The sequence below is a fragment of the Treponema succinifaciens DSM 2489 genome (assembly GCF_000195275.1).
GTDB lineage: Bacteria > Spirochaetota > Spirochaetia > Treponematales > Treponemataceae > Treponema_D > Treponema_D succinifaciens.
Genome location: NC_015385.1, coordinates 42,160 through 62,141, shown reverse-complemented (window position 1 = coordinate 62,141; position 19,982 = coordinate 42,160). Strand labels below are relative to the sequence as shown.

Sequence of the window (19,982 nt, the reverse complement as noted above, 5' to 3'; positions counted from 1 at the left end):
AATTTTACAAATGAATTTTGTTCATCCTTATTCAAGCAAAGATGGAAAATACGTTTAGCCGAGCCTCTTATAGGAAAAATATTCAAAGTCTGCAAATTTCTTATAGGAAATCAAGTCGGCGCAATACATTCCCACAAATGCTCCTGTAAATCCTTGAGTTCCATATTCATCGGACAGTTTACTTGCATCTATAAGCGGACGAATCTGCCTGAAATTTTTCCCATCCTGCGACCAATAGAAAAATCCAGTTTTTTGATGAACTTCAAGCCTTATCCAGACAGGTTTTTCTTCATCAATCTGACATTCCATTTCACGGGAAAATCCTTCTGGCATAATGGACATAACCTGAATAACTTTTCCTTTTTGCTCATCTTGAGTTACAATGCAAAGATACTGGGATTTTTCATCATAACGGTAAACCATTCCCGCAAAATGCTGAAAATTTTCCGGGCTGAATTCCATTTTTGTTTCAGCAACAAAATCAAAATCAGTCTGGCGGCGCGCCAAAATGCTCTGCTCAAAGCAAGAACTAGGAGACTGCCCTCCGTGAATTCTTAAAAAGCCCGGACGTTCTGAAATTGAAAAGCGTTTATCATCAAAAGGAATTCTTAAGGTTTTAAATTCCGCTAGAAAATCCTTGTTTTTAAATTCATATTTTTCAGCAACATGAACAACTCCACAGCCTGGTGCAACAACTCCGCGACCATTTAGTTCTATGTAATCAGGCGGACAATTCTTTAAAGTTCCGTCGGACTGCTTCACCCAAGGCCATCCTTCTTTCCATTCAAGTTCTGCAATTCCAGTTTCGCGCCCAAGAACACAGCGCTCAGTTCCTTCAAGGGGGCGTCCGCAAAGATAAACCAAATAATCTTTTTTTCCGTCTGGAGACTTGCACCAAGAGCCGTGACCAGCCCTTTTTAACTTGCAGTCATAGCCATAAGAAGTAATCAGAGGATTTGCAGGATGAACTTCATAAGGTCCGAATAAATTTTTTGACCTTGCGCAAGTTATTGCATGTTCATAGCTAGTTCCACCTTCCGCACAAACAAGATAATACCATCCGTCGCGCTTATAAAGATGCGGACCTTCCACAAGCCCAATGTCCGTTCCTAAAAAAATCTTATGAACTTTTCCAACAAGTTTTTTTGCCTTGCAATCATATTCCTGAACAAGAATTCCAGAAAACTGGCGCGGACCTTGCTGTCTATAATCCCATTCCATGTTCACAAACCATTTTTTTCCGTCGTCATCATGGAACAAAGAAGCGTCAAATCCAGAGGCATTCATAAAAACCGGATCAGACCAAGGACCTTCAATAGATTCAGCAGTAGTTAAAAAATTCGGGCAGTCTTTCCAAGGACCATCGTTCCAGCTTCTTACATTTGTAAAAACAAGATAAAAAATTCCATCTGAATAAGAAAGGCACGGCGCCCAAATTCCACACGAAGCCTTGTTTCCCGCCATATCCAAAAGACGTTTTTCAGAAAGCGGAGAAGGCGCAGGTTTCCATGTCTTCATGTCTTTAGAACGATGCAACTCAACACCCGGAAACCATTCAAATGTAGAATTCGCAATAATGCATTCGCCATCTGCATTGACAATTGAAGGGTCAGCATGAAACCCTGAAAGAATAGGATTATAAATTTTCATATTAATTTTACCTCTGTCTTTATTTTACTCTTTTACGCTTCCCATTGTAATTCCAGAAATAATATATCTTGACATAAACGCATAGAACACAAGAATCGGAATCAACGAAACTGCGACTCCAAGATAAATTGAGCCGTATTCTGTGCGGTAAATATCTCCGCGCAAAGACTGAACAAGCATTGGCAAAGTATATTTATCTTGATCAGAAAGAAGAACAAACGGCGTCATAAAATTGTTCCAAGAAGCAACAAAAGAAAAAATACTCTGCGCAGCGATTGCTGGTGTCAAAATCGGGAGCATTATCGTGTTGAAAATTCTAAATTCACCAGCTCCGTCAATTCTTCCGGCATCAATAAGCTCAAATGAAAGAATTGATTCCATATACTGGCGCAAAAAAAGAACAGTTCCAGCAGAAGCAATTGAAGGAACAATCAGCGGAATAAAGCTGTTTGTAAGATGAATTTTAGCCATAAACTGATAGAATCCGATAAACGAAAGAGTTCCAGGAATCATAATAACAACTAAAATAAATCCCCAGAGCAAATTCCTTCCCTTAAATTTATAAACCTGAATTCCATAAGCTGTCAATGTAGAAAAATAAACTCCAAGCACAGTTGAAAAAATAGCAATAACCGCACTGTTTCCAAATCCGCGCCAGATTTTAAAAGAGCGGCTTGTAAGATTTTTCCAGTTTTGCAAAGTATTATTTCCCGGCAAAAGTGAAATTCCGGAGTTAATCTGCGCATTTGTTCTCGTTGCGTTTATAAGCATAAGATAAATCGGAATAACTGCAAGCAACGCAAAGAAAATCATCAGCACATATAATACTGTTCTTTTAACTGTAAGTCCATACTTATATTTCATAACAAGCTCCTTGTATCAGTCTTCCTTGCGGGATTTTGCAGGACGCTCCTTTACAAGAGCATTTATTCCAAGAGACAAAATAATTGTGATAATAAAGATAGCAATCGCAATTGCAGCGGCATAAGAATAATCTGTTCCGCCTTGGAATCCCATATTGTAAAGATAAACTGACATCGTTCTAATCTTAAAGTCAGGCTCTCCGTGCATTCCTGTGAGAAGGAAAGGAATTTCAAAAAGCTGCATTCCACCGATCATCGAAGTAACAAGAATATAAAGCATCATCGGGCGTAAAAGCGGCAATGTTATATAGAAAGTCTGCTGACGGTTATTCGCTCCGTCAACAATGGCAGCCTCATACAAAGAAGGAGAAATGCTTGTTATTCCAGCCATAAGCATAATCAAAGTATGGCCGCACCACATCCACCATTGAATAAAAGAAACAATCAGCCGCGAAGCATTTGGCATTCTAAAGAAATTGAATCCCTGGTTTACAATCTCACCGTCAACAACTCCAGAAGACCAAATTCCCAGAGTTCCTGTCAAAAACTGATTTACAGGTCCAACTGGATAAGCAAAAAGGCTTCTAAAAAGAATCGCAATAGATGCGGTTGTCAAAAGATTCGGCATATAAAAAACCGCACGGAACAATCCTCTTCCTTTTAGATTCAGCCTTATATCAGTAAACCAGATTGCAAAAAGCAAGGCGATTCCAAGCTGAGGAGCAAAATTGCAGCCCCACATTATAAAAGTGTTTTTTACTGAACCCCAGAAATATCTATCATGTATAAGTTTCTGAAAATTCTTTAACCCGACAAAACTAAAATCAGAGCGAAGACCTTTTAAATCGCTGAATCCTAAAATCAATGTATACAAAATCGGCCAAAACTGAAATGCCGCATAAACCAGTATAAAAGGCAAAACAAAAAAGTATCCGTTTCTATTTGTCTTGGTTTCTATTCCGGATTTTTTTTTCATCTTGAAACCTCCAAAAAATTTTCCGGCAGAAACCGGGAAAAATATATGCCCAATGCAGAATATAAGAAACTGCATCAGGCATAAATGTTTTTTAAGCTACATTACAAAGAAAGTGAAAGTGTTGAAGAAACTTGAACCTTGAAGTCATCAAGAGCCTGCTGCTTTGTTTTTTCACCATTTACGTAAGCCGCTGTTTCTTCAGAAAATATTGACTCAATAGCCTGATCTGTTCCCTGCGAAAGTTTTCCATTTACAGATTTAGCCATTTCTGCAAAAGCTGAATAGTGATTCTGTCCAGCAAGATAAGGATCTGCATAGCTGTCTTTTATTTTATCAACAACATTCTTGTTTGAAACAACATCGCCTGTATTTTTTGCCCATGACTCAAGGAATGTGTCGTCAGTAGCAATGTATTTTATAAATTCTTTAGCAGCGTTAGGATTCTTTGTTCCTTTCCATGCCGCAACCCAAGTTCCACCCCAGCGATAGCCTACAGGACCTGCGCACATTGCCCAGTCGCCAGCAGATTCAGGAGCATTTGTCTTAAGAACATAATGAAGTCCCCAAGTTGGCAAGAAGTAGCTGAATATTTCCTTATTTTTTCCTGATTCATCCTTGAAAACACCTTTCATTCCTGCAAACCAACCTTCAGACCACTGGCCAACACGGCCTTCATAGCCCTTGTCATGCAAGATTTTGCACATATCCATGTAGTCATACATTTTCTGGTCAATAACAAGCTTGTCATCTACAACCCAAGGAGATGCGCGGCCAGCACTATAAGGCTTGAACATATCGCCAGTAGAAGAAACAATATAGCAGTCACCATTTGACTTTTGTTTCAAAAGCTCTGCTGTTTCAAGGAATTTATCCCAGTTTGCAAGATGCTTCTGAACTTCGGCAGGATCGTCTGTCCCAAGATACTTTTTTGCAAGAGAACGGCGATAGAAAACTGCACCCGGAGTAACCTGCCAAGACATTCCGTAAACTTTTCCGTTGTAAGTTCCGACTTCTACAGGATACGGATAAACCTTGTCCTTTACTTCGTTATAAATATCTGTAATGTCAAGCAAAAGACCTGATTCAATGTATTTGCGCACAAAAGCATCTTCAAGAGCGAAAACATCAGGACATCCAGAACCAGAAGCCAGTACAGGGTCAAGTTTGTTAGGAAACTGGTCAGTAGGTGTGAGAGAAAATGAAATATCATATTTTCCGGCAAAACGAGAGTCTTTCTTGAAATAATTATCAATCATTCCGTTAAGCTCGTCTGTAAAAGACCAGACTACAAGCTTGTTGTTTGCATCTGATTTTCCCTGAGATGCCTTATCTTTAGAGCATCCTCCCACGATAAAAGCAAAAGCTCCAATCATCACTGCAGAAATAACTGCAAAATTTTTCTTCATAAGTTTCCTCCATTTTAACTTTATGAAAAATATCAGCCAGAAAAATCCAGCTTTCCTAAATAGAAATACCGGCCGCCAAGAAGGACGTGTGAACTCAATCACATGGCAACCGGTTTCCTAAAAATTAGGCTATCATCGTTTCTTTTATTTGTCAAATAAAAAATTCATTTTTTTTATAAATTCTTACGATTTTTTTAAAACTTTCGATTCCGCAGAAAATTCTATTCTAATAAATGCAAAAATTCATTATGATTTGGAAAAGAAAATTTTACGGAGAACAAAATGCAATACGGATATTTTGATGACGAAGCCAAAGAATACGTTATTACACGTCCAGACACACCGACTTCCTGGAGCAACTATCTTGGCTCAACTGAATATGGAGCTGTCATAACAAACAACGCGGGTGGCTACGGATTTTACAAGTCTGGAGCGCAGGGAAGATTTATGCGCCTTAGATTCAATTCAATTCCAATGGATCAGCCTGGCCGCTATTTTTATCTGCGCGACATGGAATCAGGCGACTACTGGTCAGCTTCCTGGCAACCTGTAGGAAAACCTTTGGACAAATTTAAAAGCGAATGCCGCCACGGAACTGCATACACAAAAATCACTTCTGAATACGAAGGAATCAAATCTGAAACAAAATATTATGTTCCGCTCGGGCAGACATTTGAATACTGGCGTTTAAAAGTTACAAACACCGGAAGCAAAAAACGCAAGCTCCGCGCATTCAGCTACTGCGAATTTTCAAATCAATGGAACACAACGCAAGACCAAGTAAATTTGCAGTATTCAATTTTCATTGTCAAAGGCGAAAAGTCCGCGCCAAATATGCTGCGTTATTCAATACACGAAAACCTTTATATTCAGCATCAGAAAAATCCTGCAATCAACGACTACATGAGCGAATGGATAGCTCTTGCTGGCGCGCCAATGACAGGATTCGACACAAGCCGTGAAGCATTTATCGGAACTTACGGAAACTACAAAGAACCTGCGGCAGTTTTAAAAGGCGAATGCTCAAATTCAGAAGCGTTCGGAGACAATTCTTGCGGAACAGTTCAAGCTGACATTGAACTGAATCCGGGTGAAACAAAAGAAATCATGGTTCTTCTCGGAATCGGAGACGCAAATGTTGAAGGCAAAAAAACTGTAGAAGAATTTGGAACATTTGAACGCGCAGACCAAGAATTTGAAAAGCTTATAAAAAACTGGCATTCAAAGCTAAACAGCTTTTCGGCAGTTACGCCGGATGAAGACATAAACCACACAGTGAATATGTGGGGACTTTATAACTGCCTTATAACTTTCGCCTGGTCAAGAGCCGCATCTTTGGTTTACAACGGAGAACGCGACGGACTTGGCTACAGAGATTCAGTTCAGGATATTCTTGGAGTAAGCGCGGCAATTCCGCAGGAAGCAGAAGAACGTCTTGTTCGGCTTTTAAGCGGGCAGTTTTCAAACGGAGGCGCATTGCCTGTAATAAGCAAGGATTTTGAAGCCGGAAAACAAAAAATGATTCCAGCAGAAAAATTCCGCTCAGACGACTGCCAGTGGTTCTTTAATGCTGTACCTTGTTTTGTCGCAGAAACTGGAAACTTTGATTTCTTCAACCGCGTAGTTCCTTATGCAGACAAGGGCGAAGATACAGTTTACGGACATTTAAAGCAGGCTCTTTTGTTCAATCTTGAGAGAATGGGAAAAGACGGACTTCCTTGCGGACTTCTCGCCGACTGGAACGACTGCCTAAAACTCGGCTACCACGGAGAAAGCCTTTTTGTTGCATTCCAGCTTAGACTCGGACTTACAACTTACGCGGATATTTCAAAACGCCTCGGAAAAAACGACGAAGCTGACTGGGCTTTGAGCGAGCGCAAAAAACTCGATGAAAACATCCAGAAAAAATGCTGGGACGGAAAATGGTTTATATGGGCAATCGCAGAAGACGGAACAGTCTACGGAACTCAGTCAATTGAAGAAGGACAGATTTACTTCAACACACAAGTCTGGTCAGTTCTTTCAGGAGCCGCAACTCCAGAACAAATGAAAACCTGCCTTGAATCTGTAAAAGAAAAACTTGCAACTCCTTACGGACTTATGCTTTGCGCGCCGCCATTTATCTATGCAAGCCGCGACATAATGAGCTCAGTTGTATATCTTCCGGGAATAAAGGAAAATGCCGGAATTTTCAACCACACACAAGGCTGGGGAATTATCGCTGAAATCATGAACGGAAACGGCGACAGAGCCTACGAATATTGCAAAGCCGCGCTTCCAGCTACATACAACACAAAGGCAGAAATCCGCCAGAGCGAACCTTATGTTATCGGGCAGACAACTTATTCCACATATTCAAAACGTCCGGGCAACACAAGAGTTTCCTGGCTTTCTGGAGCCGCAACTTGGAACTATTATTCAATCACGCAGTATATGCTTGGAATCCGCCCGCAGTACAACGGACTTTTGATTGATCCATGCATTAAGCATGACTGGGACGGATTTAAAGTTGAACGCCGCTGGAGAAAAATGAATCTTCACATTGAAGTAAAAAATCCTTCGCACGTTTCAAAAGGAATTGAATATATCGAAATAGACGGAAAACGCATCGATTCTTCCACAATTCCAGCTGAGCTTTTAAAAGACGGAAGCACAATCATTGCCGTAATGGGCAAAAATGCGCTTCCTGTAGAAAACGAGCGTATGTAAAAACATTTTAACTAACGATAGTTTTAATAAAACTATCGTTAGTTGTAGAGCATAAAATTCAAACTAACCAATTCAAGGAAATTTCTTATGGAACAATACAAAAAAGACTTTATAGATTTTATGGTTGAATGCAACGTACTTAAATTCGGCTCATTTACACTCAAAAGCGGAAGAAAATCACCTTTTTTTATGAACGCAGGAGCATACACAACAGGAAACCAGCTTGCGCGCCTCGGAGAATTCTATGCAAAAGCAATCCACGACAATTTTGGAGACAACTTTGACGTTTTGTTTGGACCTGCATACAAAGGAATTCCTCTGGCCGTAGCAACAGCAATCGCATATCATAACCTTTATGAAAAAGAAATCAAATATTGCTCAGACAGAAAAGAAGAAAAGGACCACGGCGCAGACAAAGGTTCTCTTTTAGGATACAAAATTCAAGACGGAGACCGGGTTGTTATAATAGAAGACGTAACAACTTCCGGAAAATCAATTGAAGAAACTTACCCAAAAATCAAAGCGCAGGAAACAACTTCCGACGGAATAAAAATTGTAGGCGAAATCGTAAGCCTGAACCGCATGGAAAAAGCACCTGACAGCACAAAAGCCGCCCTTGACGTTATAACAGAAAAATACGGATTTCCTGCACGTGCAATAGTTTCAATGGCAGATGTTGTTGAATGCTTATATACAAACGGCGACAAAAAAATCATAACCGACGAAATAAAAAAAGAAATTGACGCATACTACAGTGAATGGGGTGCAAAATAATTGAATTTTCCAGTAAAAAAATTAAAATCTCTTGCATTTTTCGTTGTAATTTCAATCTGTACCCTTCCATCATTGGGTGCAGAAGACAAATTTTCACCGAAAAAAATAGTATGCCTTTCACCTTCAGGGGCAGAAATATTATGCGCCTTAGACAGTTTTGACAAAATAAAAGCAAGAACAGACTACTGCGACTACCCGGAAGAATTAAAAAAATTGCCTTCAGTTGGCGGATTCGACGGAAAAAACTTAAGTATTGAAACAATACTGGCATATTCCCCAGATTTTGTTTACGGCTCGCAAGGAATGCACGATTTTTTAAAAAAGCCTCTGGAAAATCTAGGCATAAAAGTTTTTTTAAGCAACGCCGCAAACGGAATTTCCCAGACAAAGCAAGAAATCCTTTATATTGCAAATCTTCTTGAAAAACAGGATGAAGGAAAAAAAATCGTAGAACACATAGAACAGCAGATAAATTCTGTACCCAAATCTGCATCCATAAAAACCGTTTATTATGAAGTCTGGAATGAGCCTTTTATGACAGCAGGAAAATCTTCTTTTATAAATGAACTTTTGGAAGCAGCAGGTTACAAAAATATATTCGATTCAATAAAAGAAAGCTACCCAATGGTAAGCGAAGAATCAATTATCGCAAGCCAGCCGCAAATAATAATCTTGCCAGATGCAAACGGAATAAATCCACAAGATATAAAAATGCGCCGAGGATGGAACAGAATACCAGCTGTAAAAAATAATTCAATTTTTGCTATCAATGCAGATTTAATTTCAAGACCAGGTCCTAGAATAGGAGAGGCTGTCCTTGCACTAAGCAAAATAGCCAATTAAAACATCAAATGAAAAAAGCCGCACTGTTTATAATATTTGCAGCAAGCATATTTTTCTCTTTGATTTTGGGAGCTGAACGAATAAAGGTTACAGAACTATTCTGCAATGGTGACAGTTTTTCAAAAATAATCTTTTTTAACATAAGGCTTCCGCGCGCAATTCTTTGCCTTATCGCAGGTATAACGATAGCCGGAAGCGGAGCTGTATTTCAGATGTTTTTTAGAAATCCGCTTGCAGAACCAGGGATAATGGGAGTTTCATCTGGCGCAACATTAGGCGCAGTCTTAGCTTCTTGCGCAGGAGTTTTCAACACAACATTTTTCTCGTCATTGCAACTCGGCTCTTTTTTAGGCGCGCTTATTTCTGGAGCACTTGTAATAGCAATTGCCGGAAAAAAATCACCTTCGGCACTTTTGCTCTGCGGCACTGCACTTGGCACATTGTATTCCGCGTTCAGCTCGATTTTGCTTTCCATAAATGACCGGCAGCTTCATTCTATTTATATGTGGATGCTAGGAAGTTTTAGCGGAAGAGGCTGGGAAGAACTCTTGTTTATTCTGCCACCATTTTTGGGTGCAGTTGTAATTTTTTTTCTTTGCATATTCAAACTAGACATTCTTTCCTGCGGCGAAATAAACGCCATTTCATTAGGACTTTCTGTAAAAAAACTTCAGCTTGTAATTTTAATTTCTGGAGCTCTTGCAGTTTCTGCGGCAGTATGCGCAGGCGGAACAATAGGATTTGTAGGCTTGATTGCACCACATATCGCACGTAAAATTTTTGGAACAAAGGCAAAAACTGTAGTTCCGCTTTCAATGGTTACAGGAGCTTCTGTCTTACTTCTCTCTGATACCATTTGCAGAACTGTAATTTCCCCAGCAGAACTTCCAGTGGGTACAGTTACAGCAATACTTGGCGCGCCATTTTTTATTTCACTTTTGTTTTCCAAAAAAAGAGGTATAGAATGGATGAACTAAAAGTTTGCAACCTCAACGCAGGCTGGAATAAAAAGCAAATTCTTTTTAACATAAATCTTTCTATAAAAAAAGGAGAATTTATCTGTCTTTCAGGAGCAAACGGAAGTGGAAAATCAACCTTGCTTTCAATAATGTCAGGGGTACAGACAGAACTAGTCTTTGGAAATATAAAAGAATCTGTACCCATTTCTTGCCTTAGCATAAAACAAAGGGCAAAAACTGTATCCTATATGCAGCAAAAAGAATTTCCGGCATGGGATTACAGTGTAAAAGATATTGTTCTTACAGGAAGATTTCCACATACAAACTTCACTGGATTTTATTCAAAAGCTGATTTTTATGCGGCAGACAAAGCCATAGAACAGCTTAATATAGAAAATTTGGCAAGCAAAAGTATTCTGGAACTTTCAGGAGGTGAATTTCAAAAAGCAAGAATTGCAAGAGCAGTTGCGCAGGAAACAGAATTCATGCTTTTAGACGAGCCAGTAGCCGGACTTGATTTTTCTTACCAAGAGGAGCTTTTGTTTCTTTTAAAATCAATTGCAAAAGAAAAAAATACTGGAATTCTTATTTCAATTCACGACATAAATACAGCCGCCAGATTCGCACAAAAAATCGCGCTGCTCCCAAAATTCAAGCCTTGCATCTATGGAACTCCAGAGCAAATAATGATAAAGGAATACCTTTGTGCAGCATACAATGCAAACATAGAAATCTGTACCCATCCACTTTACAAAACCCCATTGGCAGTCTTTTAAAAAACGCTCTTGGTAAAAAACAGAAAATCAGATAAAATAACTTTATGAAAACAACTCCAAGCTATACGGTAATTTACAGCGATGATGAAATTGTTGTGCTGAATAAAAAAAGCGGACTTTTAGTTGCCGCAGACAGATACGATGCTGAAGCTCCGCGTCTAGATCTTCTTGCAGAAAAAGAATTCGGAAGCCTTTTTGCAGTGCATAGAATTGACAAGGACACAAGCGGAATTGTAATTTACGCAAAAACTCCAGAAGCCCACAGAAATATTTCAATACAGTTTACAGAAAGAACTGTAAAAAAAACATACCATTGCCTTGTAAATGGACATCCAGCTTGGGACAATTTTACGGTGGATCTTCCGCTTCTTCCAGACGGAGATGACAGGCACAGAACTGTAATCAACAAAAAATTCGGAAAGCCGTCTGTAACATATCTTGAAGTTGTAGGACACTGCGGCCCTTACAGTTGGATAAAAGCATTTCCAAAAACTGGAAGAACCCACCAAATTCGCGCGCATCTTCAGTCCACGGGATTTCCAATTGTATGCGACCCGCTTTATTCAGGGAATCAAAAACCTGTCCGGCTTAGCGACATCAAGCGAAAATGGAACGGAGATGTTTACGAAGAACGCCCGCTTTTAAACAGACTTGCACTGCATGCTTATTCAATTGAAATTGCGCATCCAAAAACAGGCGAGCAAATTATTTTTACAGCTCCCTATCCAAAAGACATGGATGCAGTAAGAAATCAGCTTGCAAAAATTTTCAAGATAGATCCTCTGGCATAAATAATCTTAAAAAAAAATCTTACGCTTCATAAAAAACTGTGATAAAATATAAAAAATCGGAGGACAAACATGAAAAAATACATAACTATAAGCCGTGAATATGGTAGCGGCGGACATACAATCGGAAGCATAGTGGCAAAGGAACTTGGAATTCCGTTTTATGACAATGAAATAATCGACCTTGCGGCAAAAGATTCTGGACTTCATCCTGATTTTATAAAAAAAAATGAGCAGAATATTTCTTCTGGATGGCTTTACACGCTTTTACTTGGAGCAAGCTACGCCACACCAGGAACAGGCTCAATGCACCTTGGAATGAACTCTGCAACATCAGCAGCTCCTCTTGCCGATCAGGTTTTTAATGCGCAAAGAAACGCAATTATTCAGCTTGCAAAAAAAGGACCTTGTGTTATTGTCGGCCGCTGCTCAGATTATGTTTTGCGCCATTGCGAGGAAATTGACAGAAAAGATATTCTTAACATTTTTATTTATGCGCCTCTTGCAGACAAAGTTCAGTATGCAATAAAAACGAAAGGACTTGATCCTGCCACAGCGGAACGTGATGTAAAGCTCATAGATAAAAGAAGGGCAAACCATTACAACACATTTACAGAGCGCACTTGGGGAAACAGAGCGCACTATGATATGCTTATAAACAGTTCTCTTCTTGGAATGGAAAAAACTGCAAAGATGATTGCACAAATTGCAAAGGAATCATAGTTTGATTCTTACAGTCTGAATACGACGGGCACTTTGATCTTCAACAATAAAAAGTGTCCCGTCTTTTTTATATACAGAACCCACAGCCGGAAGCTCATCAAACCGCTCAAGAAGCCATCCGCCTAAAGTATCAAAATTTTCACTTGAAAGACTCATGTAAAGAACATTGTTCAAGTCATCAAGTTTCATGTCTCCAGGAACAAGAAATTCATTCACACCAACAAGTGTTATACGCTTTTCTGGAGGAACATCAACCATTCCATGCTCATCTGTAATTCTTCCAAAAACTTCATGCAGAATATTGTCCAAAGTTACAATTCCAGTCATTTCACCGTATTCGTTTACAGCAACTGCGAAATTATTTTTTTCAGCTTTGAATTTCTTCAAAAGCTCAATCGCGCTCAAAGTTTCCGGCACAAAAAGAACAGATCGCATACACTGGCGCACAAAATCATTGCAAGAGCAAATTTTTTTATCAGCAAAAAGAACATCTTTAAAATACAGCATGCCTACAATTTCTTCACTGTCATTTTCATAAACCAGAATTCTTGAATATCCGGTTTCCTCAAAAATTTTTATTACATCTTCAAAAGAATCCGATGCGTAAATATGGCGCACAAGTGAACGATGCCGCATTATATTGTGAACACGCAAGTCTGAAAATTCAAAAATCCGCTCAAGCATTTTTCGCTCATCCTGTTCCAGCGTGCCTTCATTTTCCCCGATTGCAATAAGAGCCTTAAGTTCCTCTTCTGTAATCAGCGGACGTTTTGCCTTTATAATTTTTTTTTCAAGAAAATCAAGAAGCTTTGTAAACTGAAAGAAAAGCCAGATTACAGGAAAAAATATTTTCTGAATAATCAGAATCGGAACAGCTGAATTCTGCACCACAGTTTTTTGATTGAAGCTTGCAAATGTCTTTGGAATTATTTCAGCAAAAACAATAACTAAAATTGTAATTGCGGCAGTGGCAAACGAAACATATTCCGCCCCGAAAACTTTTATTGCAAAAGCCGTAGCAATTGAGGAGTTCAGGGTATTTACAAAATTTGTTCCTATTAAAACAGTCGAAATAAGCTGGTCAAGCTCCGATTTTATTTTGTAAACTCTTATTGAATTCTTTGCATTTTCCTTGAGCATTTGCCTTACAGAAATTCTTGAAATGCTGGTAAAGGCTGTTTCTGTCGCTGAAAAAAATGCGCCCAAGAACAAAAGGAACGCAATTGCAAAAAGATTCAAAAGAATATAAAATGCGCTCATTTTTGCTCTCCGTCTTTTTGCATTTTTATTTTTTTTACGCGGTTGTCTTCCATTTTTATTACTGTGAATTTATATCCTTCCGCAAGGATAAAATTTCCTTCCTGCGGAATTGAGCCAAGTTTTTCGCAAATAAAGCCGCCTATAGTTTCACAGTTTTCAGAAGAAAGATTTATTCCAAGTTTTTCGTTCAAGTCAATAAGACGAGCAAAACCGTCAAGCTCACATTCATGAGTGTTTTCAATTATAAGATCTGCCTTATGCGCACGGATATTTTTTCCATCCGTAACAGGTCCGAAAATTTCGCGGACAATGTCTTCCCTTGTTAAAATTCCATAAGTTCCAGAATATTCGTCAATTACAACCGCCATGCTTTGCCGGTTTTCCCAAAGCATTTGCTGAACACCGGACATTTTTTTTGTTTCAAGAATGAAAAGGGGAGGTCGCATTGTCTTCTGCACACTGAACTCTGAAGCCTTGTTTTTGAATGACAGCATATCTTTTATATAGATAATTCCCACAATGTCATCAATGTCTTTTTTGTAAACAGGGAAGCGCGAAAAACCAGAACACTGGGCTTTTTCAATAATGTCGGAATAAGAATCATTTACGTTCACAGCTTTTATTTGCTTGCGCGGAATCATAATGTCTTTTGCCTCAAGGTCAGTAAATTTGAAAACCTGCGACATCATGTTTTTTTCATTTACTTTTAAAATCCCCTGCTCGCATCCAACGTCCAAGAAAGTTTTTATTTCTTCTTCAGTGTAAGAAACTTTTTTTGGCTTTACATTGATTTTAAAAACTTTCAGCACAAGCCTTGAAAAAGAAGTGAAAACCATTACAAGCGGAAAAAGAAGAGTTTCAATAATCTGAACAAAAAAACTAAAGAAAAAGGCAACTGCTTCCGGGTGATGGGTTGCAATAATTTTAGGTGTAATTTCTCCAAAAACCAAAAGCAGAATTGTTACAACAAAAGTCGCAAGCCCGATTCCAGCCGAACCAAAAAGTCCGACCGCTATAAAAGTAAAAACCGCAGAAAGGGCAATATTGACAATGTTGTTTCCAACAAGAAGCGTGTTTATAAGCCTATCTTTGTTTTTAAGAAGATTCCAAACACGGATTGCACGTTTGTCTTGCTTTCCACGCAAAAGCCGAACACGGAGCTTGTTAACAGAAAAAAATGCGCTTTCCGCGGCAGAAAAAACTGTTGAAAGAACAATAAGAACTACCGCAGTTGCCAATAGCGCCGGCAAAGGAACAGCCAGAGAATCCACTACTTTTGGCTCTCCTGGCTTTTTTTCATTGCTGAAAATTTGCGCACAGTTTCCAGAGCCTTTAAGATTTCCTCCGAATATCCGCCTTCAGTTTTTATGCTGTAAGCTTTTTCCAAGCACTGCTGAACACGCTCAAAATCAATATCCGGCAAATTTACAAGAACATAAGCCGCCATATACATAGCTTCCTGACGCTGCAAATCTGAAAGGGAAGTTTTTTCTGCAATCTGCTCAAAAGGCTCGGCGGGATCTTTTCCTTCTGCAAATGCTTCAAGCGATTTATTGTAAGCGTTGCGGACTTCGTAAGCACCCAAAAGTCCTGTTGAATCCTGTTTATCAAGAACAATAAATTCCTGAATCAAATCTTTTAAAAGGAAACAATGTTCTTGACTTGTATTTTCAACCAGCTCATTTATAGCCTGCGCTTTTTCTATTCCGGAAGAATTTTCAACTTTTTCAACCAAGGCTTTTGTCTTTAAAGCTTCCTGCCCGGCATCTTTCATTTTTGCAGAATACTCTTCAAAAGTACATTCAGGCTTTTCTTCAAAATCAACAGAAGCCAAAACATATCCGTCTTTTGAAACAAGAAATGCGCATGGCCATTTGCGGACATTGTAATAGCGCGCAAGCAATTCCTTTTTTTCGTAGGATTCTTTAATTTCCGCAGCCGCTTTCAATTCATCTTCGGAAGCATTTTCTGGAACATTTGTCTTTGCATATTCAGTTTGAGAAAAATCCAAATTCGCAAAAACATATTTTTTTCCAAATTCGTCTGAAAAGTCTTTTGTTAAAACAATTTTTTCCTTAAAAGGCTTGCTTGTTTCCGCCCAGTCATCTCCGCTGAACAAAAGATAAATATCTTTCTTCTGCTTTTTGGCAGCTTCCTTTGCAGAATCAAAATCCGAATACCACTTTGGCGCGCCGCATGAAACAAGAAGAAATGCCGCTGTAATAACAGCAATAAAAATTCCATGTCTTTTCATTTTTCTATCCATTAAATTAGTTAAAATATCTTATTCCAGCCGCAAAAATATTTTGGCAAGAACTTTCGTTTGAATCCATTCCTGCAATATTTTTTATAAGGTCAATGCTTGAGCCGCCTTTATCTGTGCCCATTGTGCGCTCGTTATGTCCCATTTTTCCAAGAACACGACCGTCCGGACTTGTAAGACCTTCGATTGCAAAAAGGCTTCCGTTAGGATTATCCGGCTCTATTATTGAAGGAATTCCATTTTCGTCAACATACTGAGTAAAGACCTGTCCGTTTGCAAAAAGTTTTTCCGCAAGCTCTTCAGTGATTACAATTCGTCCTTCTCCATGGCTTACAGGAATAAGGTGAATCTTTGAATTCAAAATACTGGAATCCTGCGCCCAGGGACTTTTTGCGCTGACCATTCTTGTGCGAACAACTCTGCTTATATGCCGTCCGATTCTATTGTAAGTAAGTGTAGGCATATCTGCGGAAGGTTCTTTTATTTCGCCATAAGGAACAAGCCCTGTTTTTATAAGCGCCTGGAAACCGTTGCAAATTCCAAGCACAAGGCCATCGCGTTTTTTTAGCAGCTCCATTATGCTGTCTGCAATTCTGTGCTCGCGGATTACATTGGCAATGTATTTTCCTGAACCGTCCGGCTCATCTCCTGCGCTGAATCCGCCTGCAAAAGCAAGAATCTGCGCCTCGTCAATTTCCGCCTTGAACAAATCCAAGGATTCTGCCAAGTCTTTTGGAGTTCTATTGCGGAACACAACAATTTTTGTTTCGCCGCCATTCAAGTTAAACGCACGCGCCATGTCGTATTCGCAGTTTGTTCCAGGGAAAACAGGAATCACAACTTTTGGCTTTGTTTTTCCGGCTGAATAATCAAACGTAGAAGATTTTTTTCTAGCTTCTTCAAGCGACTCATGCTCTTTCAATGCAAAAGAAGGCAATGGTGGCTGAAGCTCTGCGCCAGAAACTGGAGGAAAAACTTTTTCAAGCTTTGATTCCCAGGCAGATTCAATTTCATCAAGAGAAATTTTTACATCTTCAAGTTCAATGCTAGGCTCGCAAATAGTTTCTCCAATTTTAGAAACTGTTCCTTCAATAAAATCTTTTTCCAAGTCAAGGTCAAAATCCGACTCAACTAAAATTGAACCATAAAGTGGAGTAAACAAATCGCTAACGTCGGCTTCTTTTATTCCAGAGGCGGCTGTGCAGCTTAAAGGAATTGTGTCCAAGGAAACTCCGATTTTATTTCCAAGCGACATTTTGCTCAATCCTTCTGCAATTCCGCCGGCGCAAACCGGGTACATCGCATTTATTTTTTTCTGGCTATTAAACTTGTAAAGCGCGGCAGTGTTTTTCTTGAACACTTCAAAATCCGGAACAAGCTCAGCAGAATATGGAACGCTCACAAGGAAAACTTTGCTTCCCGCTTTTTTGAAAGAGCCGCTCACAACATTTTTTACATCGTCAACATTCACGGCAAAAGAAACCAATGTGTGCGGAACGTTAAGATTTTCAAAAGTTCCAGACATTGAGTCTTTTCCGCCGATTGAGCCAGTTCCCATTGCAAGCTGGGCATCAATAGAACCAAGCAATGCGGCTGCAGGATACCCCCAAGTTTTTTCTGTTACAGCGCGCCCAAAAAATTCCTGGAATGTAAGACGGCAAGTGTCGGTTTTTCCACCTATGCAGGCAATTTTTGCCAAGCTAGAAAGAACTGCAACCTGCGCTCCGTGCCATGCCGACCACTGGGAAACACGAGGATCAAAACCGTAGCTCATAAAGCTGACTGTAGAAGTTTCGTGCGGGGAAACAACTGGAATTTTAGCAGCCATTCCAGCTTCCGGTGTTCCCTGATATTTTCCTCCGTAAGGCATAAGAACAGAACTTGCGCCAATAGAACCGTCAAACCGCTCGCCAAGTCCACGCTGACTGCAGCAAGCCAAATCGTTCATATTGCAAAGCCATGCTTCTTTTATGTCCGGATTTTCTGAATCTTCAAGAAGAATTTTTTCAACTGATTCAAGAGGATGAACCAAAGGAGAATTTTTCTGTTCTGCAGGACTTTCTATTGAAGCAACCGCATGATGCTCAGCTCCGGCTGTATCAAGGAAAGAGCGGTCAATGTCTACAATTGTCTTTCCGCGCCACTTCATTACAAGTTTATTTGTATCTGTAACAACCGCAACTACAACCGCGTTCAAATTCTCTTTATTGCACTCCAAGATGAATTTCTGCGCGTCTTCCTTGCGGACAACAACTGCCATTCTTTCCTGGCTTTCTGAAATTGCAAGCTCTGTCCCGTCAAGACCTTCATATTTTTTTGGAACAGCATCAAGGTTTATATCAAGTCCAGAAGCAAGCTCACCAACCGCAACAGAAACTCCGCCCGCTCCAAAATCGTTTGAACGGCGAATCATGCGGCACACATCTTTATTTCTAAAAAGACGCTGAATTTTACGCTCTTCAACGGCGTTGCCTTTTTGAACTTCAGCAGCGGCAGTTGCAACAGACTTTACATCGTGAACTTTTGAAGAGCCTGTAGCACCGCCAATTCCGTCGCGTCCAGTTCCGCCTCCAAGAAGAATTACAACATCCCCGGTTTCAGGCTCTTCGCGCATAACCTGATCACAAGGGGCAGCAGCAATAACCGCGCCAAGCTCCATGCGCTTAGCAACATATCCCGGATGATAAACTTCAGAAACCTGACCTGTTGTAAGTCCAATCTGATTTCCGTAAGAAGAAAATCCCTGGGCAGCTTCACGTGTAAGCTTCATCTGCGGAAGTTTTCCAGAAAGCGTCTGGCTTAAAGGAACTGTAGGGTCGGCGGCTCCAGTAACACGCATCGCCTGATAAACCCAGGAACGTCCGGAAAGAGGATCACGGATTGCGCCACCAATACAAGTTGCCGCTCCACCAAAAGGCTCAATCTCTGTAGGATGATTGTGAGTTTCATTTTTAAACTGCAAAAGCCAGCGTTCATCAGGTTCGCCGCTTGTATAATGAACATCTATAAAAATAGAGCAGGCATTTATTTCCGCGCTAACTTCAAGGTCGTCAAGTTTTCCTTGCTTGCGAAGATATTTTGCACCAATGCAGGCCATGTCCATCAAAGTAACAGGCTTGTCTTTGCGGTCGGCATACAAATCCGCACGAACAGCTTTATAATTATCAAGCGATTTTTTCAAGGCGGAAGCATAAGGTCCGTCTTCAATTTTTACATCGTCAAGAACTGTAAGGAAGGTTGTGTGGCGGCAATGATCTGACCAGTAAGTATCCAAAACGCGGATTTCTGTAAAGGTTGGATCGCGGTTTATTGACTTAAAGTAGTCCTGCATGAATTTTACATCAGCCAAATCCATGGCAAGACCAAGTTCTTTTCTATATGAATCAAGCTCACTTTCTGATTTTGAAATGAATCCAGAGACAACCGCAATATCAGCTGGTACAATAGAAGACATTCTAAGAGTTGAAGGCTTTGAGCTGTCTGCAAGCCGGCTATCAACTGGATTTATAAGGTACTTTTGGATTTTTAAAACGTCATCCGCGCAAACGCTTCCTTCAAGGAAAACAATCTTTGCACATCTCACAGCAGGAGGCTCTGTTCCGACTTTTGTGGCAGACTTCATTCCTTCCCGCAAAAGTGTAAGGCACTGCTCTGCGCTGTCCGCCCGCTGGTCATACTGACCGGGAAGATATTCCCATATAATCTGAGTAATATCAGCAGGAACTTCAAGCGAATCATAAACAACAAAATCGCTTTGAGGCTCGGAAAAAATTCTTACAGCAGAAGCCTTTGCAACTTCGTCTGCGACATTTTCTATGTCATACCGGTTGAAATAACGGACGCCGGTAACTCCACCAATTCCTAAAAAACCTGTAATCTCGGAAAAAATCCGCGCCGCTTCATTCTGAAAACCGGCCTTTCTTTCAACATAGATACGAAACATTCGCATATTTTATAGCAAAACCTCCGTTTGTTCAACGCAACTGAATTTT

The 19,982-nt window shown here is 39.9% G+C and carries 15 protein-coding genes; 7 read left to right on the top strand and 8 right to left on the bottom strand.

All coding sequences use genetic code 11. The features are described from left to right. Positions 1 to 54: 54 nt before the first annotated feature. The 4 genes from TRESU_RS00275 to TRESU_RS00260 all read right to left on the bottom strand — a co-directional run bounded on the left by TRESU_RS00275 (position 55) and on the right by TRESU_RS00260 (position 4,895). The gene (locus TRESU_RS00275) at positions 55 to 1,650 is read right to left on the bottom strand and encodes a glycoside hydrolase family 43 protein (protein WP_013700334.1); all 1,596 of its coding nucleotides are present in this window, start codon (positions 1,648 to 1,650) and stop codon (positions 55 to 57) included. A gap of 24 nt (positions 1,651 to 1,674) precedes the next feature. After that, entirely contained in the window at positions 1,675 to 2,514 is an 840-nt protein-coding gene (locus TRESU_RS00270; protein ID WP_013700333.1) for a carbohydrate ABC transporter permease, read from the bottom strand. 15 nt (positions 2,515 to 2,529) lie between these two features. After that, a complete protein-coding gene (locus tag TRESU_RS00265) occupies positions 2,530 to 3,489 on the bottom strand; it encodes a carbohydrate ABC transporter permease (protein ID WP_013700332.1) in 960 nt (319 codons plus the stop codon). A 101-nt stretch (positions 3,490 to 3,590) separates the two neighbouring features. After that, positions 3,591 to 4,895, bottom strand: a complete 1,305-nt coding sequence (locus tag TRESU_RS00260) for an ABC transporter substrate-binding protein (protein WP_013700331.1) — start codon at positions 4,893 to 4,895, stop codon at positions 3,591 to 3,593. 282 nt (positions 4,896 to 5,177) lie between these two features. On the opposite strand from TRESU_RS00260, the gene TRESU_RS00255 reads away from it, so the two are divergent. The 7 genes from TRESU_RS00255 to TRESU_RS00225 all read left to right on the top strand — a co-directional run bounded on the left by TRESU_RS00255 (position 5,178) and on the right by TRESU_RS00225 (position 12,467). Then, positions 5,178 to 7,604 carry a glycoside hydrolase family 94 protein gene (locus tag TRESU_RS00255; RefSeq protein ID WP_013700330.1) on the top strand — a complete coding sequence of 809 codons (2,427 nt, stop codon included), beginning with the start codon at positions 5,178 to 5,180 and terminating at the stop codon, positions 7,602 to 7,604. Between the two features lie 87 nt (positions 7,605 to 7,691). Continuing rightward, complete coding sequence (pyrE, locus tag TRESU_RS00250) at positions 7,692 to 8,378, top strand: orotate phosphoribosyltransferase (RefSeq protein ID WP_013700329.1); 687 nt, start codon at positions 7,692 to 7,694, stop codon at positions 8,376 to 8,378. Beyond that, positions 8,379 to 9,221 (top strand): ABC transporter substrate-binding protein, encoded by an 843-nt coding sequence (locus TRESU_RS00245; protein ID WP_013700328.1) that lies wholly within the window; start codon positions 8,379 to 8,381, stop codon positions 9,219 to 9,221. An 8-nt stretch (positions 9,222 to 9,229) separates the two neighbouring features. Continuing rightward, entirely contained in the window at positions 9,230 to 10,198 is a 969-nt protein-coding gene (locus TRESU_RS00240) for a FecCD family ABC transporter permease (RefSeq protein WP_013700327.1), read from the top strand. Next, entirely contained in the window at positions 10,186 to 10,956 is a 771-nt protein-coding gene (locus TRESU_RS00235) for an ABC transporter ATP-binding protein (protein WP_013700326.1), read from the top strand. Before TRESU_RS00240 ends, TRESU_RS00235 begins: the two co-directional genes overlap by 13 nt. A gap of 44 nt (positions 10,957 to 11,000) precedes the next feature. Further along, on the top strand, positions 11,001 to 11,747 hold the full coding sequence (locus tag TRESU_RS00230; protein WP_013700325.1) for an RluA family pseudouridine synthase: 747 nt from the start codon (positions 11,001 to 11,003) through the stop codon (positions 11,745 to 11,747). Positions 11,748 to 11,816: 69 nt separating this feature from the next. Beyond that, positions 11,817 to 12,467, top strand: a complete 651-nt coding sequence (locus TRESU_RS00225) for a cytidylate kinase-like family protein (protein WP_013700324.1) — start codon at positions 11,817 to 11,819, stop codon at positions 12,465 to 12,467. On the opposite strand, the gene TRESU_RS00220 is transcribed toward TRESU_RS00225, so the two are convergent. Genes TRESU_RS00220 through TRESU_RS00205 form a run of 4 tightly spaced genes read right to left on the bottom strand, consistent with a single transcriptional unit; the run spans position 12,462 to position 19,933 of the window. Further along, positions 12,462 to 13,727 carry a hemolysin family protein gene (locus TRESU_RS00220; protein ID WP_013700323.1) on the bottom strand — a complete coding sequence of 422 codons (1,266 nt, stop codon included), beginning with the start codon at positions 13,725 to 13,727 and terminating at the stop codon, positions 12,462 to 12,464. The two genes, TRESU_RS00225 and TRESU_RS00220, sit on opposite strands and share 6 nt — an antisense overlap. Beyond that, a complete protein-coding gene (locus TRESU_RS00215; RefSeq protein WP_013700322.1) occupies positions 13,724 to 14,998 on the bottom strand; it encodes an HlyC/CorC family transporter in 1,275 nt (424 codons plus the stop codon). The genes TRESU_RS00220 and TRESU_RS00215 overlap by 4 nt, the downstream gene beginning before the upstream one ends. Then, positions 14,998 to 15,981, bottom strand: coding sequence for a thioredoxin family protein (locus TRESU_RS00210; protein ID WP_013700321.1), 984 nt, complete (start codon positions 15,979 to 15,981; stop codon positions 14,998 to 15,000). Before TRESU_RS00210 ends, TRESU_RS00215 begins: the two co-directional genes overlap by 1 nt. A 16-nt stretch (positions 15,982 to 15,997) precedes the next feature. Further along, positions 15,998 to 19,933 carry a phosphoribosylformylglycinamidine synthase gene (locus tag TRESU_RS00205; protein ID WP_148228221.1) on the bottom strand — a complete coding sequence of 1,312 codons (3,936 nt, stop codon included), beginning with the start codon at positions 19,931 to 19,933 and terminating at the stop codon, positions 15,998 to 16,000. Between the last annotated feature and the right edge of the window lie 49 nt (positions 19,934 to 19,982).

What these genes read in the sequence shown, in the direction of transcription:
- TRESU_RS00275 (WP_013700334.1), bottom strand. Translation starts at nt 1,650, where the DNA reads ATGAAAATTTATAATCCTATTCTTTCAGGGTTTCATGCTGACCCTTCA.
- TRESU_RS00270 (WP_013700333.1), bottom strand. Translation starts at nt 2,514, where the DNA reads ATGAAATATAAGTATGGACTTACAGTTAAAAGAACAGTATTATATGTG.
- TRESU_RS00265 (WP_013700332.1), bottom strand. Translation starts at nt 3,489, where the DNA reads ATGAAAAAAAAATCCGGAATAGAAACCAAGACAAATAGAAACGGATAC.
- TRESU_RS00260 (WP_013700331.1), bottom strand. Translation starts at nt 4,895, where the DNA reads ATGAAGAAAAATTTTGCAGTTATTTCTGCAGTGATGATTGGAGCTTTT.
- TRESU_RS00255 (WP_013700330.1), top strand. Translation starts at nt 5,178, where the DNA reads ATGCAATACGGATATTTTGATGACGAAGCCAAAGAATACGTTATTACA.
- pyrE (WP_013700329.1), top strand. Translation starts at nt 7,692, where the DNA reads ATGGAACAATACAAAAAAGACTTTATAGATTTTATGGTTGAATGCAAC.
- TRESU_RS00240 (WP_013700327.1), top strand. Translation starts at nt 9,230, where the DNA reads ATGAAAAAAGCCGCACTGTTTATAATATTTGCAGCAAGCATATTTTTC.
- TRESU_RS00235 (WP_013700326.1), top strand. Translation starts at nt 10,186, where the DNA reads ATGGATGAACTAAAAGTTTGCAACCTCAACGCAGGCTGGAATAAAAAG.
- TRESU_RS00230 (WP_013700325.1), top strand. Translation starts at nt 11,001, where the DNA reads ATGAAAACAACTCCAAGCTATACGGTAATTTACAGCGATGATGAAATT.
- TRESU_RS00225 (WP_013700324.1), top strand. Translation starts at nt 11,817, where the DNA reads ATGAAAAAATACATAACTATAAGCCGTGAATATGGTAGCGGCGGACAT.
- TRESU_RS00220 (WP_013700323.1), bottom strand. Translation starts at nt 13,727, where the DNA reads ATGAGCGCATTTTATATTCTTTTGAATCTTTTTGCAATTGCGTTCCTT.
- TRESU_RS00210 (WP_013700321.1), bottom strand. Translation starts at nt 15,981, where the DNA reads ATGAAAAGACATGGAATTTTTATTGCTGTTATTACAGCGGCATTTCTT.
- TRESU_RS00205 (WP_148228221.1), bottom strand. Translation starts at nt 19,933, where the DNA reads ATGTTTCGTATCTATGTTGAAAGAAAGGCCGGTTTTCAGAATGAAGCG.